This is a genomic window from Limnohabitans sp., from assembly GCF_040400975.1.
GTDB lineage: Bacteria > Pseudomonadota > Gammaproteobacteria > Burkholderiales > Burkholderiaceae_C > Limnohabitans_A.
In genome coordinates this window covers 85,522-102,474 of record NZ_JBBAPF010000003.1, presented here as the reverse complement: position 1 = coordinate 102,474, position 16,953 = coordinate 85,522, and the positions used below count along the sequence as shown (strand labels likewise).

At 60.9% G+C, this 16,953-nt stretch carries 11 protein-coding genes; 5 read left to right on the top strand and 6 right to left on the bottom strand.

Annotated features, from left to right (window positions below; genetic code table 11):
• Positions 1-42 precede the first annotated feature (42 nt).
• Complete coding sequence (locus ABWQ00_RS03660; protein ID WP_353237425.1) at positions 43-318, bottom strand: YkgJ family cysteine cluster protein; 276 nt, start codon at positions 316-318, stop codon at positions 43-45.
• Positions 319-323: 5 nt separating this feature from the next.
• Complete coding sequence (mltA, locus tag ABWQ00_RS03655; protein ID WP_353237312.1) at positions 324-1,505, bottom strand: murein transglycosylase A; 1,182 nt, start codon at positions 1,503-1,505, stop codon at positions 324-326.
• On the opposite strand from mltA, the gene ABWQ00_RS03650 reads away from it, so the two are divergent.
• The gene (locus tag ABWQ00_RS03650; protein ID WP_353237311.1) at positions 1,504-1,653 is read left to right on the top strand and encodes a hypothetical protein; all 150 of its coding nucleotides are present in this window, start codon (positions 1,504-1,506) and stop codon (positions 1,651-1,653) included. The genes mltA and ABWQ00_RS03650 overlap by 2 nt on opposite strands.
• Positions 1,654-1,695: 42 nt before the next feature.
• Here ABWQ00_RS03650 and ABWQ00_RS03645 read toward each other — a convergent pair whose 3' ends face one another.
• The 4 genes from ABWQ00_RS03645 to ABWQ00_RS03630 are packed head-to-tail and all read right to left on the bottom strand — an operon-like array spanning position 1,696 to position 9,090.
• The gene (locus ABWQ00_RS03645; RefSeq protein WP_353237310.1) at positions 1,696-2,256 is read right to left on the bottom strand and encodes a C40 family peptidase; all 561 of its coding nucleotides are present in this window, start codon (positions 2,254-2,256) and stop codon (positions 1,696-1,698) included.
• A complete protein-coding gene (locus ABWQ00_RS03640) occupies positions 2,253-2,918 on the bottom strand; it encodes a response regulator transcription factor (protein ID WP_353237309.1) in 666 nt (221 codons plus the stop codon). The genes ABWQ00_RS03645 and ABWQ00_RS03640 overlap by 4 nt, the downstream gene beginning before the upstream one ends.
• Positions 2,915-5,002 carry a two-component system sensor histidine kinase NtrB gene (locus tag ABWQ00_RS03635; RefSeq protein WP_353237308.1) on the bottom strand — a complete coding sequence of 696 codons (2,088 nt, stop codon included), beginning with the start codon at positions 5,000-5,002 and terminating at the stop codon, positions 2,915-2,917. Before ABWQ00_RS03635 ends, ABWQ00_RS03640 begins: the two co-directional genes overlap by 4 nt.
• Entirely contained in the window at positions 4,999-9,090 is a 4,092-nt protein-coding gene (locus ABWQ00_RS03630; RefSeq protein ID WP_353237307.1) for a YhdP family protein, read from the bottom strand. Before ABWQ00_RS03630 ends, ABWQ00_RS03635 begins: the two co-directional genes overlap by 4 nt.
• A 25-nt stretch (positions 9,091-9,115) precedes the next feature.
• On the opposite strand from ABWQ00_RS03630, the gene glnE reads away from it, so the two are divergent.
• The 4 genes from glnE to ABWQ00_RS03610 all read left to right on the top strand — a co-directional run bounded on the left by glnE (position 9,116) and on the right by ABWQ00_RS03610 (position 16,933).
• Entirely contained in the window at positions 9,116-11,890 is a 2,775-nt protein-coding gene (gene glnE / locus ABWQ00_RS03625) for a bifunctional [glutamate--ammonia ligase]-adenylyl-L-tyrosine phosphorylase/[glutamate--ammonia-ligase] adenylyltransferase (protein ID WP_353237306.1), read from the top strand.
• 94 nt (positions 11,891-11,984) lie between these two features.
• The gene (locus ABWQ00_RS03620; protein WP_353237305.1) at positions 11,985-13,118 is read left to right on the top strand and encodes an efflux RND transporter periplasmic adaptor subunit; all 1,134 of its coding nucleotides are present in this window, start codon (positions 11,985-11,987) and stop codon (positions 13,116-13,118) included.
• Positions 13,119-13,127: 9 nt separating this feature from the next.
• Positions 13,128-16,235 (top strand): efflux RND transporter permease subunit, encoded by a 3,108-nt coding sequence (locus ABWQ00_RS03615; RefSeq protein WP_353237304.1) that lies wholly within the window; start codon positions 13,128-13,130, stop codon positions 16,233-16,235.
• The gene (locus ABWQ00_RS03610; protein ID WP_353237303.1) at positions 16,232-16,933 is read left to right on the top strand and encodes an SDR family oxidoreductase; all 702 of its coding nucleotides are present in this window, start codon (positions 16,232-16,234) and stop codon (positions 16,931-16,933) included. Before ABWQ00_RS03615 ends, ABWQ00_RS03610 begins: the two co-directional genes overlap by 4 nt.
• Positions 16,934-16,953: the final 20 nt, after the last annotated feature.

The window sequence follows — 16,953 nt, the reverse complement described above, 5'->3', positions numbered from 1 at the left end:
GCAGGTGAGCTTGAATGACGTGTTGGTGACTTTATCGGTCGTTCACGAGTCAGGCTTCGTCAAATCTTCCAGCCGCATCAACCAAGCGCGTGCATGCACGCCGCCATCGGCCAGAGCCCCGCACATCTCCACCGATGCTTGCAATTGTCCGCACACCGCAGGCCGATCGAGTTGTTCAAAAATCTTGCAGCGCAACTGATCGTCGAGTTGCACGCAGGGCACGCCCGCAGGTTTGCCTTGCGGCATGCCGGGGATGGGCGAGGAGATAGAGGGTGCGGTGCAGCAAGCGGCGCAGCCGGGGCGGCAGGTCAAAGGCATCCGGCTCAGCGTGGCCACAAGGCCCACATTTGCAGGGGTTGCTTGAGGCGCCCTGCCAATTCACCCGCTGCCGGGCCGGAGCCTGCGTAATAGTCGGCCCGCACCGCACCCACGATGGCGGTGCCGGTGTCTTGGGCCAGCACCAAGCGGTCTAAATGGGTTTGGGGTCCGGTGGACTTCATCCACACCGGGGTGCCATAGGGGATGCTGCGGCGGTCCACCGCAATGGAGCGCTCGGCCGTGAGCGGCACGCCTTGTGCGCCTTTGGGGCCGGGTGGTGTGGTGCCCACGGGCAAGGCTTCTTCGCGGAAGAACACCACACGCGGGTTTTGCCAAAGCAGTTCATTGACGCGCGAAGGGTTTCGGTCGATCCAGGCCTTGATGCCGGGCCAACTGGCGTCGGTGATGAGCTTGCGGTCCAGCAGCCAGCGGCCAATGCTGATGTAGGGTTGGTCGTTGGTGGCGGCGTAGGCCATGCGCACCCAGCGCTGGCGGCCGTCGGGCTCGGTCACATTCACCAAGCCCGAGCCTTGGATGTGCAGCACCATCGCGTCCACCGGGTCGGCCAGGTACAGCAGCTCTTTGCCGCGCAGGGCGGTGCGGGCGGCGGGCAAGTTGTCGATCTCTTGCCGCGTGTACCAAGGCTTGCGTTGGCCCAATTGGGCAGGCGGCGCATACAAGGGCACTTTGAAGTTGCCTTGGGCTTTGCGCGAACCGATCAAGGCGGGTTCGTAATAACCCGTCAGCAAGCCTTGCTGGCTTTGCTCATGCGACTCCACCCGGTAAGGCTGCAGCTTGTCGCGCACCCAACGGCGTTGCTGTTCAACCGGGGCTTTGGCCAGTTGGGCGATCTCGGGGCACAGGGCTTTCCAAGTGGGTCCAGGTCGTTGGCAGCTTTGCAGCCAAGCGGGCCAGGCTTCGTGGATGGCGTCGGTGTTCAGGCCTGGTAGTTCAGACCAAGGAACGGGAACCCAGCGGCTTTGTTCGCGCATGATGGGCGGGGGCAAAGTGGGCGAGGGCAAAGTGCTGGCGATCTCAGCGGGGGCGGGCGCTTGGACCGATGGACTTGCAGGTTCAGGGGCATGCCGCACAGGCGCGACAGAGCAAGCGCCCAAGCTGCCTACAATCGCGGCCACAAACAAGCCGATCCATCGCGGGCGGTGAGTCAAAAAACGGGGTGCGTGCATGGGACTGATCTTGTTGGAGGCTTTGCTGGCCTTGGTGATTTTGGTGGGTATTGTCTGGTGGACCATGTTTTCCGGCCGCAACAAAGGTGAATTGCCAGAGGCCGAAACAGAAGCCCCGACGCCGCCATCGGAAGGACCGAAGCCTTAAGGTCCCAAGCCTTCAAGGGCCCCGAGCAGGTGCGGCGCAAGCTCACTCCAGCAAGCTGTGCGCCCCTTCAAAGCGTTGCGCGTAGTAACGGTTGCTCAGGTGATCCAAGCGAACTCCCGTGCGCGGGTTGCTGGCATGCACAAAGCGGCCGCCGCCCACATACACCCCCACATGCGAGTGGCGTGCCCCTAAGGTGTTGAAAAAAACCAAATCTCCGGGCAAAACCGCTGATCGGTCAATGGGCCTGGATTTGCGCCCCAGTTCGGCCGAGGTGCCTTTGACGGCGATGCCGCCCCCTTCGCGGTAAATGTGCGCCACCAAGCCCGAGCAATCAAAGCCAGTGGCCGGGCCGCGACCGCCCGAACGGTAGGGCATGTCGAGCAAAGACAAGGCAAACAGGGCCAAATCGTTGCGCACCTTGTTGTATTGCGCAGGGCTTGGCGCTGCAGGCTCGGCAGGCCGCGAAACCGGTGCCGTAGAGCAAGCGGTGATTTGGCTCAGCCAAGCCAGCCCCAAGCCGGTCATCAGGTGCCGGCGATGGTTCAAGGGGCCTGGCTTCAAGTCGGCCTGGTGGGCCTGGTCAGGGGCGTGAGCCTTCTTCACGACAGGCTCCGCATCAAGTTGGCCAGCTCCACCGCCGATTTGACTTCCATCTTGTCAAAGACACGGGCACGGTGAACCTCCACCGTGCGCACGCTGATGTCCAGCTGGTCGGCAATGAGTTTGTTGGGCAGGCCTTCGACCACCAGGTGCATCACATCCCGTTCACGGTCTGTCAGTTCGAGCAAACGCGACTGCAAGCGTTGCTGCTCTTGGCGGGTCGTCAAACGCGTTTGAGACAAATGCAGCGCTTGCTCGACCCGGTCGACCAAGGCGTTGTCTGAAAACGGCTTTTCACAAAAGTCAAAAGCCCCGCGCTTGACGCTGTCGACTGCGGTGGGCACATCGGCATGACCGGTTAAAAAAATCACCGGCCATGCTTGGGCCACGCCGCTGATCAGCAGCTGTTCAAACAGGGCCAAGCCACTCATGCCCGGCATGCGCACGTCCAGCAAAATACAGGCCGCTTGTTGAGACCAGTGTTGTCCGACCGAAGGGCCGTTGCCGGTGTCTTGAAGCTTGCTTTGCAGCATGCTCAAAAAAGACTCGGCGCTCTCAAATGTCTCGCTGAGCAAGCGCCGCGTGCGCAGCAGCCACGCCATGCCTTCGCGCACGCTCGCGTCGTCGTCCACAATGAAAACGGTGGGCGTGTCGGTGAAATTCATGCGGCGATCTTATCCAAATGCAAGCGTGACTTGACGGGCAAGGTGAAACGGAAAACCGTGCCTTTGGGCGCCAGGGTTTCAAACTCCAAGTGACCGCCGTGCTGCTCCACCACGGTTCGGCACAGGCTCAGGCCCAAGCCCATGCCTTCGCTTTTGGTGGTGAAAAACGGGGTGAACAATTGGCTGGCCACCTCGTCGCTGATGCCTTCGCCCACATCGGTCACCGAAAACTCCACCCAAGCTTGCTCGGCATTGGATGCCGCCCGACGGGCTTTCAAGAGCAGCCTTCGGTCTGTGCAATCGGGCTTGTCCATGGCTTGCATGCCGTTGCGGGCCAGGTTCAACAAGACTTGCTCCACCATGGTGCGGTCGCACATCACGTCGGGCAATTGAGGGTCAATTTGGGTGTGCACTGTGACCCGCAGTTTGCGCGCTTGCAGTTGGACCAATGGCGATACCGCCTCAAACAAGGCGTGCGGTGGCAAGGGCTCACGGTCTTGATCGCGGCGGCGGACAAAATCGTGCACGCTGTTGATGACCCGGCCTGCTCGGTCGGCTTGTTCGGCGATGCGGCGCAGCGCCATGTGCACATCCTCCAGGGTTTGTGGCACGGCCGATGGGTTTTGCAACAGGTTCAAAGAGCCATTGGCATAACTGGCGATGGCCGCCAAAGGTTGGTTCACCTCGTGGCTGAGCAAAGAAGCCATTTCGCCCACCGTGGCCAAACGGGCCGTGGCCTGTAGGCGCTCCTGGCTGGCGCGAGACACCTCTTCGATGCGGCGCTGCTCGCTGATGTCAATCACCGCGCCCATCCAGCCGGTTTGCTCGCCTTGCACGCTGATCAAAGGCGCCTCGATGATGAGTACCGGAAACCGTGTGCCGTCTTGGCGCATGAAGACCGATTCAAAACCTTCGCGTGGCGGCACATTGCCCGCCAAGCGGATGGCTTGACGTTGCCGGTATTCGTCGACCATCTCGGGTGGCCAATACGGCATGGGCGCATTGCGTCCGTTCAGTGTCTCCGCCTCAAAGCCGACCATCTGGCAAAAGGCCGGGTTCACATAAGTGATGCGCCCCTCCAGGTCACGCGCCCGAAGACCGGTGACCAAAGAGTCTTCCATGGCTTTGCGAAAGGCCAGGGCCTCTGCCAAGTCGCGCTCTGCTTTCAAGCGCCGCCGCGAGTCTTTGACGAGTAAAACGATGACCGTCACCAAGGCGATGGACATGGCGGTGACCAAAGCCGTCAAGACATTGGGAAAAATGTTGGCTTCGCCCCTGCGCCCGTCCATGCGCAGCACCAAGGTGTTGCCGGGCAGGTTGACCAGTTGCTGTGAGGTGAACACCCGCAGACCGCGGCTTTGGCTGCCTGCAATGGCCAGGCGCGTGCCATCGGGTTCGGTGAACGAGATCTCGTTGCGGCGGCCAAAGCTGTCGCCCAAGAGCTCATTGATCAGCTCTTGCAAACCATAGGTCACGATGGTGAAGCCGACCAAGACACCGTCTTGCGTTTGGGGCAAACACATTTCCATGACCTCAAAACCCATGCCATCGTTTTGTGGCAAAAAGTAGGAGCTGGAGTAACTGGGGCCATTGATGCGGCGAGCTTTGGCACAGGCTTGCACGGTTTCATTGAGCGAATCTGTGCGTGCGACCCGTTTGAAAATCGGTTTGCGCAAGGGCGTGTCCACCTGGTTTTTGAGGTTCATTTCGGGATCGCGCGATTCGATGCGCAGCCACTCCCGGTGTTCACGCAACAGCGCTTGGGCCTCGGTGTTCCAGAACGTCTCGGTCGGCGTGTTCGACTGCAAGCCCTGCAGGCTTTGGGTTTGGCGTGCCAGTTGACGCCGCAAGTCACTCACGGCCTCTGTCGTGTCGCTCTCCAGTTCGGCTTGCAGTTGGCTGGCTTCGTAACGTCCGGCCAACCAGACCAAGGTGATCAAAACCCCCATGACCAAAGTGATCAAGGCCAACCACAAGGTGCGCCGGCCGCGCCCACCGGGCAAAGCTTCTTCAAAGCCGTGCCACCAAGAGGTGCTGCGTTGAAGCAGGGCGCGTGCCCAGTGAAGCCGAGTGTTGGGCGTCATGGGCGGTTGTTGATTCGGGTGACGCGGGGATTGTCCCAACTGCCGTCAATGATGAATTCTTGGCTAGAGGCCCGAGACAAGGGGTTCTTCAAAAGCCATTGCGCGACAAAGGCGGTCAGCCCCACGGCGGGGGTCAATGCAAGGCCTGCCAGCAAAGAGGTGGTGTTGGTGTCCACCATGGGCAATATTTGGGCGCGGAGTTTTTGCGTTTCTTGCGCGATGTTGGCTTGGCCGTCCAGCAAGACCAGGGCGTTGACGCCTTTGATTTGCAAGTTGCTGGTGTGGGCGGTGCCTTGGGTGATGCCCACATCGCCACGTACAGAATCAAAGGCGAAACCTTCGGCAAACACATCTCTGAAGTCCAGCAACAAGCGTCTTGGCAAGGCTTGCAGGCTCAGCACACCCAGCAACTTGGCAGCGCCCGCATCGGCTTTGAGAAATTGACCACGACCCATGCGCACTTCGAACTGTCCGTTCATGCTGGGGTAGTCCAGTGCCAATGGGGAGCCCTGCCAATTGACTGTGCCCGCCATTTGTCCCACCCCACCTCGCAAGGCATCGGGTGTGCCCAAGCGGCTGAGCAAGGCGCCAGCATCTTGAATGTCCAATACAAAGTTCATCTCGGTTTTGCGTCGGTTATTGGCGTCTTTGGTGGCCAACCAGCGACCAGTGCTTTTCAGCTGCGCCTCGGGCAACAGCACATTGAACTTTTTAAGCTGCCATTCCGGACCGGCCAGCTGACGCATGGGGCTGGACTCTGGGTTGACCGCCTCGATTTCCACGCGGCCGAGTGGAATGCCCCGCAGTTCCAGCGCGTCAATCACGATGTCAAGTGCGGGCAGCTTCGTGGGTGGTGCATCCAGCAAAGCTTCGACTTCGGCGACCTCTGCGGGCGGCAGATTCAAGCGGCTCAAGCGGGCAAAAAGTTGGCCTGCTTGGCCGGTGTACGACTGCAGGAAGCCGATGTGGCCTGACACCTCTTGGGCTTCGATGTTGGCGCGCCATTGTGCGCCTTCGCGGGTGCCGCCGGCCGTCACCTTGTGCAAGCTGCGGTCGTTCACGGTCAGCGTGTTGGCCTTGAGGCCCATGCGGTTGGGCAGGTAGCTTTGCCAGGCGGGTGCGGAGTTGAGCGACTTGCCGGGTGCTGCATTGGCGGGCAAATGGGTGGTCTCTGGCATCAGGGCCAGCCATTCGTCCACATTCAGTTGGTCCATCACCACTTGGGCCGAGACACCCGAATCGGGCCATGCTGGCATTTGCTGGGCTGGGATGCCAATGCCCCAAACACCGCGCACCACCTGAGGTACTTTGCCCGTCAAGTTGCGCAGGTAGGCCACACGCACCGTGTCGGCCAAAGTCACTTGGATGTGGTCGTGGGGCCCGGACTTTTCCGTTTGAGACCGCAAAACAATGTTCAGTGGCCGTGTGCTGGCCGCGGATTTGCCCAGCGGTGCAGGCAGGTGAACCGCCATGCCCTCTAAGTTGCTGTTGATGGATAAATCAGGCTTTCCGTCACGCCAAGCCAGTTGTGCGGTGTAGTTGGCGTTGCCTTGGGCATGCAGAGCCAGCCAGTCCAGTGGGTAAAACTCTTTGGCGGTTCGCAAGCCTTCGGCACCAACACGGCCACGGGCTTGAAATTCGATGCGCGCTGGCGAAGCGGGCTTGATGCTGGACGGGCGCATGCCGCCCTCCAGAGACACAGGGCCACCCCACAGCTGGGCCTGCAATGGCCGCAGATCAAAGCCTGTTTCTTGAAACTGCAATTGGCCTTGTATTTTTTCCAGCCAAGGTGTTTCGGGCTGTATGCGCAAATCAACGCCCTTGAAGACCACGTTGCCCCGCACTTTGCTTTGTGGCAGGTTGAGCAAGGGCAAATTCAATTCAAACTGGGTTTGCATGTCTCCGCGTACTTGGGCTTCGCTCAGCACGCCAGAAAGCAAGTTGTTCAATGCCGATTTTTGAATCAGCCCCAAAACCTGTGGTGCACTGCTGCTGCTTTCGGCCCGAACTTGCAGCAGGGCTTGCTGGGTCATGTCCGCTATTTCAACCAGTGGGGCGGTCAGCATGACGGCCTGACTCCCTTCGCCGGCGCGTGCGCTGGCTTCGCTCAGGCGCATGCCTGCACGGTCGAACACCAGTCGACCTTGCAAGTCGCTCAGCCGTGGCCACGGCGCGCCGCCCGTGGGCAACAAGCCTGGGGGCACCATGTCGAACAACACGTCTTTGATGCGCCCTGAAAAACGGAATTCACCGTCTTTGGGGTCTTTGAACGGGAGCTTGGTCAAGTCGCCTTTGATCTTGACGTTGACGTCGGAATAAGTGCCCTTGACCAAGGCGTCTCGCAGGTATTCCCGCACAGAAGCGGGCAGTGCGAGTGGCAAATACCGGTGAACCGTTGAGGCGTTCACGGTGGTCAATTTGCCGTCCAGCGTCAACGCGCCAGGACCGTGGTTTGTGCTTTGCCATTGGCCGCGCCATTCACCTTGCAGGTCGGCATTGGCCATTTTCAGTGTCCAGGCGGGCACTTGCCAAACAGGACCTTCTGGGCGAGACAGGCGTGTCCAACGCGCATTGGCCTGCAAGTTTTGCAGGGGCACCTCTGCGGGTGACAGCACGCCGGGCAGCCACACGGCGCTTTTATCGCCCATGCGGACATCCATCTGCCCACCATCGTGTCGCACCTCCAGGTTGACATCGGCACCGCGGACGCCGGGTAATTTGCCCCACAGCGTGGTGGGCATGCCCACCACGCCCTGCGCATCGGGCTGCCAGCGCAGCCCTTGGATGCTGGCTTTGGCTTCGTAGGTTTCAGGGTGGGGCCATTGACCCTGCCAGCGCAAGTGCAGTTGCGAGACCAAGCCCGACAGATCGCGCGCTTGGAAAGCCGGGTGGATGGCAGAGGCCTGTGGCAAGCGCAGGGCCATCTCACGCAGTGCGTGCAAGTCCAGTTGATCGGCCTGCAAAACCCCTTGTGCGGGACGTGATCCTTGGGCTTGGGTGTAGTCCAGCGAGACATTGCCACTTGGCCAGAGCAAGCCTTCATCGTTCACGAAAGACAGGCCTTGTGTGTTGGCCAGAAAACCTTCTTTGTGAACCTGAATGCCAAAGCGCCCAGACAAGCGCTCAAAAGCCAAGGGTAAACCTTGATCACTCAATCGGGCTTGCAGTCCCACCAAGCTCACGTCGGTCGTGGCCCCCTGCCACTGTCCTTTGTCCACATCGGCCCAAAGCCTCAAGGTGCCCTGCCCTTGTAATTGGCCCCAGTCATTTGTCCATTCCGCAGGGACCGCCGTGCGCATGGCTGACAGATCGAGCTGCGGGAAAAAAGCGTAGGTTTGCCCAGACCAGTCGGCAAAGCGGCCAGCACGTGTTGACAAAACCTTGCGCTTGAATTGCCCCATCAGAACAAAGCGTTCACCCCATGCGCTTGGTGGTGTCGCATCGACACGCAGGCTGTGTGCCCGAGACGAGTTGCGGATGACCAGATCCATCTCTTTCAAAACGACAGGAGGGCTGGATGTTGCTGGGGTGTCGGTGACATCCGACACATGCCAGCGCAGCACGCCCGCCCGCACAATGAGTTCGCGTTGAGAAAAAAGCCAGTCTGCGGCGGCCGAATCGGCCTGCAGGGTCGGCCCCCAAGTCATGCCGCCCACTTGCCAAAGCCCATCGGGCGTTCGCCGAACGTCCAGCTCGGGGGCATCCAGCACCAGTTGGTCCAGCTGCCAAAGCAGGGCCGAGCGCAAGCTCAGTGCCACGGTCACCTTGGGCAAAAGCACCGCTGGCAGGTTTTCTTTGTCGAGCAATTCGATGTCACGCAGTTCAAAAGACGGCACCCAGCCCGTGCTTTGGGCGCTCACAGCACCGATTCGAACCGGTATACCCAGGGATTGACGGGCAAGCCGTTCCATCGCGGGGCGGTATTCGTCGATTCGCGGCACAATCCAAAAATGCAAGCCAGCCCAGGTCATGCCCAGCACCAGACCTGTGACCAGCAAGCCCCACAAAAACAGCTGAACCCCTCTGCTCAGCCAGCGCTGCAGACGGGGTTCTATGGGGGACAAAGCGGGTGATTGCGGCACAGACATACGAATTTGAAAGTCAGCAGGAATTATGACCCGCAGCGAAACGATGGATGACAGTGACACCGCTCTGGTCCCGCTGGGTCATGGGGCCCCGCCCTTGGCCGGGACCGAGGCGCACCGGTATTCGCGGTTTGTTCAGCGCTTGCATCGCCGTTACGCTGACGTTTTGCCTTTGCTCGCGCCGGGCGTCCCCACCCGTGAAACGCTGACAGCAGGGTTTTCGGCCCTCTTGGCTAAGGGCCTTGACACCCCTGCGGCGCTGCGGGTTTTGCGTCAACTCACCCTGGAGCGCTTGGCGCAAATCGATTGCACCCAGCAGGCCCCTTTGGGCAGCGTGACCCGAAGCATGACCTGGCTGGCCGAAGTCAGCCTGGACATTGCCTGGCAGCAAGTCATGACCGATCTGGACGCGCTGCACGGCGCCCCTGCCAAAGCCAATGGCCAACGCGCCCAGATGTGGATCGTGGGCATGGGCAAGCTGGGTGCGCGCGAGCTGAACGTGTCGAGCGACATTGACCTGATTTACGTGTACGACGAAGACGGGGAGACCTTGGGCAACAGCGAAGGCCGCAACAAGGTCTCGTGCCAAGAATATTTCACCCGAGCGGTCAAGCGCATGTACGCCCTGATTGGCGACTCCACCGATCACGGTTTTGTGTTCCGGGTTGATTTGGCGCTGCGCCCCAACGGCAATTCCGGTCCCAGCGTGGTCTCGCTTGACGCACTGGAAGAGTATTTGTTGGTGCAAGGCCGCGAATGGGAGCGCTTTGCCTGGATGAAAAGCCGCGTGGTGGCCCCCCGCAGCGCGGTGGTCAGCGGCTCGGCCCAGGCGCTGCGCGCCGTGGTGTTGCCTTTTGTGTTCCGTCGTTACCTCGACTACAACGTGTTCGAGTCGCTGCGTACTTTGCATCAGCAAATCCGTGACCACGCGGCCAAGCGCAGCGCAGGCCACCCTGAGCGCGCCAACGATGTGAAGCTGTCACGCGGTGGCATCCGTGAGATCGAGTTCATCGTGCAGCTTTTGCAGGTGGTCCGGGGGGGGCAGTTTCCCGAACTTCGCACCCGCCCCACGATGGATGCACTGCAGCGCGTGGCCAAAGCGGGCCTCATGCCCCAAGCCACGGCCGATGCCTTGAGCGCGGCTTATGTGTTCTTGCGCCAGGTGGAGCATCGCATCCAGTATCTGGACGACCAGCAAACGCATGTGCTGCCCACCCGCGACGATGACCTGGCTTGGATCGCTCAGACGCTGGGCTATGCAGGTACGTGTGACTTTTTGAGCGCATTGGACGCGCACCGCGAAGTGGTGGCGCAAGAGTTTGATACCTTGCTTGGCAGCGATCGCGATTGCAAAACCTGCAACGGTAAAAGTGGAAAGAATGGCAGTGTCCGCGAGCACGCCGAGCTGGATGCTGTCCTGAGTGATTTCAAGGGCCCGGTGCGCGAACGTTTGGCACAGTGGGGGGACAGTCCTCGCGTGCTGGCCTTGCGTGAAGACGCGCGTGGTCGGCTCACGCGTTTGTTGCAGCGCACCGCGCAGTGGCTGGCCGAAGACCGCATCACTGAAATAGCGGTTTTGCGCATGGCCGATTGGATCGAGCCTTTGCTGCGCCGTGAAAGTTATCTGGCTTTGATGTTGGAGCGCCCATCCGTCTACGAACGCCTGTTGCGTCTGTTGGGTGCGGCCCGATGGCCTGCGCGCTACTTGTTGCAACATCCCGGGGTGATCGATGAGCTGGCCGGAGGCAATTTGTTTCAGACCCGCTTTGACGCGACCGAGTTCGAGGCCGAGCTGCAGGCTCGCCGTGTGGCCCTGCAACGCACGGGTGAGGACGACGAAGAAAGTCTGATGAATTTGCTGCGCCGTGCGCACCATGCCGAGCAGTTCCGCACGCTGGCACGGGACGTGGAGGGCGTTCTCACAGTCGAGCAAGTGGCTGACGACTTGAGTGCTTTGGCCGACGCCGTGTTGCGTGTGACGGCCCGCTGGTGCTGGGGCCGCCTGAAAAACCACCACCGTGAAGAGCCCGCCATCGCCATCATTGGCTATGGCAAGTTGGGCGGCAAGGAGCTGGGCTATGGCAGCGACCTGGACATTGTGTTTGTGTACGACGACGAGGAAGAGCGTGCCCAAGAAATTTATGCCGCTTATGTGCGCAAAATCATCAACTGGATGACGGTGAAAACCGCCGATGGTGACCTGTACGAGATCGACACCGCGCTGCGCCCCAACGGGAACTCAGGCCTGCTCGTCACACGTTTTGAGGCCTATGCCGACTACCAGCAGCAACGTGGCAGCAACACCGCCTGGACCTGGGAGCACCAGGCCATGACCCGTGCCCGCTTTGTCATGGGTTGGCCCAGCTTGGCTGCGCGCTTTGACGCCGTGCGCCATGCTGTGATCAGCGCCCCACGTGACGCGCTCAGCCTGAAAGCCGAAATTGTGGCCATGCGCGACCGGGTGCGCCAGGGCCATCCGGTCAAGCCTGAGCGTTTTGATGTGAAACACAGTCCGGGTGGCATGGTGGACGCTGAGTTTGCGGTGCAATATTTGGTGCTGCTGCACACCGCTGCCCACCCTGAGTTGGCGGACAACGTGGGCAATATTGCCCTGCTGCAACGGGCTGAAAAGGCAGGCTTGTTGCCCATGGGCATGGGGGAGTCTTCAGCCAACGCGTATCGGGAGATGCGTCGGATTCAGCACCATGCCCGTTTGAACGAAGAGCCCACCGATGTGCCTTTGGAGTCGATGGCAATCCAGCGGGAAGCCGTGCTGACTTTGTGGGATGCCGTGATGGCATGAGTGTCAGCAAGGCGATAGAGTCCGCACCTCAATGAGTCATGGCCCATTCTGTTGACCGCGTGGTCAGCGCTCTGAGCCAAGCAAGGGAAAAGACATGAAAAATAATGATGTTCGATGGTGGGTCTTGATCGGTGCTTTGCTGGGGGGCTGTCCAGTCCCTGTGCTGGCACAAAACAGTGGACCCAAGGAGTCCGTAAAACCCGCTTTGAGCGTGGTGACGGTCACGCCCCAAATGTCCAATCTGGTTCAAAAAATCAGCGCTAACGGCAACTTGGCCGCTTGGCAAGAAGCCATCATCGGGGCGGAAGCCAATGGCCTGAAAATCATGGAAGTCCGTGTCAATGTGGGTGAAAGGGTGCAGCGCGGTGATGTGTTGGCTGTTTTGCAGGCCGACACCTTGCGTGCCGAATTGGCGCAGGCCGAGGCTGCTTTGGCCGAAGCCACGGCCAACGCGCAAGAGGCCAAAGTCCAGTCTGACCGTGCCCGCAGCTTGCAGCAGCAGGGATTTTTCAGCAATGCACAGCTGAGCCAAACGCTGGCTGCCGATGCATCGGCGCAGGCGCGTGTGCAGTCGGCCCGCGCCATGGTTCAGCTGCAAACGGTGCGCTTGTCGCAAACCCAGGTGCGCGCGCCCGACGCGGGTGTGATCTCTTCGCGACAGGCGACGGTGGGCAGTGTGGTGGGCGCAGGCACCGAGTTGTTTCGCTTGATTCGCCAGGGCCGCATCGAGTGGCGCGCTGAAGTGACGGCCGCCGAGATGGGCCGTGTCCAAGTGGGCGCGCCTGTCACCATCAAGGCGGCCAGCGGCCAGCTGTTGAAAGGCAAAGTGCGCATGCTTGCGCCCTCAGTGGACGCGCAAACCCGCAACGCTTTGGTGTATGTGGACTTGCCCTTGCAAACCGGCAGTGCACGCGCAGGCATGTATGCACAGGGCGAGATTGAATTGGGCCAAAGCCAGGCACTCACCGTGCCGCAAACGGCGGTGGTGGTGCGCGATGGATTCAGCTATATCTACACCGTGGGGGCGGACCAAAAAGTCAGCCAGCTCAAGGTGCAAATCGGACGTCAAAGCGGTGATCGCGTCGAGGTGACCCGTGGTCTCAAAGCCGACGCCCGGGTGGTCGCCAGTGGCGGTGCATTTTTGAACCACGGCGACACGGTACGTGGGGTCGACGCGCCCACCGCTCAAGCCGCTCCAGCTGCTGCCCCCGTCCCCGCCACCCAATAAAGGGACGCCATGCTCAACGTCTCTTCTTGGTCGATCCGCAACCCGATTCCGGCCGTCATGCTGTTTGTGCTGCTGACGGTGGCAGGCTTCATCGCTTTCGGTTCGATGAAGGTGCAAAACTTTCCCGATCTGGATGTGCCCACCATCACGGTGACTGCCAGCCTGCCCGGTGTGGCGCCCACGCAGCTCGAAACCGATGTGGCCCGCAAACTTGAAAACGCGCTGGCCCCACTGCAGGGACTTAAACACATCACCACCAAAGTGCAAGACGGCGTGGTCTCGATCACCGCCGAGTTCCGCATGGAAAAGCCCAGCCAAGAGGCCGTGGACGATGTGCGCTCGGCCATTCAGGGCGTGCGGGCTGATTTGCCCGGCGACCTGCGCGACCCGGTGGTCAAAAAACTCAATCTGGCAGGCACGCCTGTGCTGGCCTACACCGTGCGCTCGGCGCGCATGGACGACGAAGCTTTGTCCTGGTTGGTCGACAAAGATATCACCCGCAAGCTCTTGTCGCTGAGGGGTGTGGGTGCGGTTAACCGCGTGGGTGGCGTGACGCGTGAGGTGCGTGTTGCGCTCGACGTGAACCGCTTGCAGGCGCTAGGCATCACGGCTGCCGAGGTCTCACGTCAACTCAAGCAGGTGCAGCAAGAAGGTTCTGGCGGGCGCATGGAGCTGGGCGCTGGCGAGCAACCCGTGCGCACCTTGGCCACCGTCAAAACGGCGCAAGAAGTGGGTCAAATTGAGTTGTCCACCTCGCGTGGCGGCCGTATCCGCTTGAACCAGGTGGCCACCGTGAGCGACACGTTGGCCGATGCGCGGTCTGCGGCCAGTTTGAATGGCAAGCCTGTGGTCGGCTTTGAGGTGGTGCGCAGCAAAGGCGAGAGTGAAGTGGCCGTGGGTCGTTTGGTGCGCCAAGCGCTGGCCGATTACCGATTGCAAAACCCCGACATCGAGATCACCGAGGCCTTTGACTTCGTGACCCCGGTGGAAGAGGAATACAAGGGCTCTTTGGTGCTGCTGTACGAGGGCGCGATTTTGGCGGTGCTGGTGGTGTGGCTGTTTTTGCGCGACTGGCGGGCCACTTTTGTGTCGGCGGTGGCGTTGCCACTGTCGGTCATCCCTGCCTTCATTGGCATGGCGTATTTGGGTTTTTCCATCAACGTGGTGACTTTGCTGGCACTGTCTTTGGTGATCGGCGTGCTGGTGGACGATGCGATTGTCGAGGTGGAAAACATCGTGCGTCATTTGCGCATGGGCAAATCGCCCTACCAGGCGGCGATGGAAGCGGCCGACGAAATTGGTCTGGCGGTGATCGCCACCACCTTCACCCTGATTGCTGTGTTTTTGCCCACGGCTTTCATGAGCGGCATTCCGGGCAAGTTCTTCAAACAGTTTGGCTGGACGGCATCGCTGGCGGTGTTTGCCTCGCTGGTGGTGGCGCGGGTGCTCACGCCCATGATGGCGGCATACATTTTGAAGCCCATCGTCACAGCCGCGCACGAGCCCGCTTGGCTCAAGCGCTACATGGTCTGGGCCACCTGGTGCATGCGGCATCGCTTGGTCACCATGGTTCTGGCCACGCTGTTTTTCATTGGCTCCATCATGCTGGTGCCGCTGCTGCCCAAGGGATTCATTCCTCCCGATGACAACTCGCAAACCCAGGTGTATGTGGAGCTGCCCCCCGGTTCCACGCTGGCGCAAACCCAGGCCAGCGCCGAACACGCCCGCACACTTTTGATGACGGTGAACGACGTGAAGAGCGTGTACACCACCATCGGTGGCGGCAGTGCGGGCAGCGACCCCTTTGCGGGCAGCGGCGCGGCCGAGGTGCGCAAGGCCACGCTCACCATCCAGCTGAGTGAGCGCGGTACGCGTCCGCGCAAGCAAGCGATTGAAAACGACATCCGTACCGCGCTGCAGCAACTGCCTGGCGTGCGCACCAAGGTGGGCTTGGGTGGCTCGGGCGAGAAATACGTGTTGGTGCTCACGGGTGAAGATCCGCAGGCCCTGCAAACCGCTGCCAAGGACGTGGAGCGCGACCTGCGCACCATTTCAGGTTTGGGCTCCATCGCCTCCACCGCCAGCCTGGTGCGCCCTGAGATCGCGGTCCGCCCCGACTTTGCCAAAGCCGCCGATTTGGGCGTGAACAGCGCCGCCATCAGCGACACCTTGCGTGTGGCCACTCTGGGCGACTTTGACCAAGCCTTGCCCAAGCTCAATTTGTCGGAACGCCAAGTGCCTATCGTCGTGAAATTGGGCAACGAATCCCGGCAGGACCTGGCCACGCTCGAGCGCCTGATGGTGCCGGGCAGCCGTGGCCCGGTCATGCTGGGCCAGGTGGCCAGCATCGAGGTGGCGGGCGGCCCGGCCGTGATCGACCGCTACGACCGCCAGCGCAACATCAACTTCGAGATCGAGCTGTCAGGCATGCCGCTGGGGGACGTGACGCAGGCGGTACAAAAGTTGCCCGCATTGCAAAACCTGCCGTCGGGCGTGAAGGTGGTGGAGGTGGGCGACGCCGAAGTGATGGGTGAACTGTTTGCCAGCTTTGGGCTGGCCATGATGATTGGCGTTTTGTGCATCTACATCGTGTTGGTGCTGCTGTTCAAAGGCTTCCTGCACCCCATCACCATTTTGGCGGCGCTGCCGCTGTCTTTGGGCGGCGCATTTGTCGGCCTGCTTATCGCGGACAAGAGTTTTTCCATGCCCTCGCTGATTGGCCTGATCATGCTCATGGGCATCGCCACCAAAAATTCGATTTTGTTGGTGGAGTACGCGATTGAAGCGCGGCGCGGCAAACCCGCCGAGGGGGACCGCCCCGCTGTGCTCGGCATGAACCGTTGGGACGCACTGCTGGACGCTTGCCACAAGCGCGCCCGCCCGATTGTCATGACGACGATTGCCATGGGTGCCGGCATGCTGCCTATTGCCGTGGGTTGGGGCGCTGCCGATGCGAGCTTTCGCTCGCCCATGGCGATTGCCGTGATCGGTGGCTTGCTCACCAGCACGGTGCTTAGCCTGTTGGTGATCCCGGTGGTGTTCACGTACCTGGACGATTTGGGTCAGTGGTCCGGCAGAATGTTTCGTCAACTCACACAAACAAGGAGCAAAGCATGAACAACAAAGTGGCGATGGTGGTGGGCGGTGGCAGTGGCATGGGCGCTGCAGCGGCGCGTAAGCTGGCGCAAGACGGTTTTCAGGTGGCCGTGCTGTCCTCTTCCGGCAAAGGCGAGGCTCTGGGCTGTGAGTTGGGGGGCATTGGTCTGACAGGCTCCAACCAGTCGAGCGATGACTTGCAAAAGTTGGTTGATCAAACCATGGCGCGTTGGGGCCGCATCGACGTGTTGGTCAACAGCGCAGGGCACGGCCCCAAGGGCCCAGTGCTGGAGCTGACCGATGCACAGTGGCATTTGGGCATGGACATGTATTTCCTGAATGTGGTGCGTGCCGTTCGCGTGGTCGCTCCCATCATGGTTCAGCAAAAAGGGGGAGCTATCGTCAACATCTCGAGTGCTTGGGTGGACGAGCCCAGTTCGATGTTCCCGACCTCTGCCGTGGCCCGTGCCGGTCTGGCGGCATTCACCAAACTGTTTGCCGACGAGCATGCCGTGCACAACGTGCGCATGAACAACGTGCTGCCCGGCTGGATCGACAGCTTGCCCGCCAAAGAAGAGCGCCGTGAGAGTGTGCCCATGCAGCGATATGGCACGAGCGAAGAGGTGGCGGCCACCATTGCCTTTTTGGCTTCAGAGGGTGCGGCCTACATCACGGGCCAAAGTCTCCGCATCGACGGTGGTCTCATGCGTTCGCTCTGAGCCAAGCGCTGGTTCAGGGC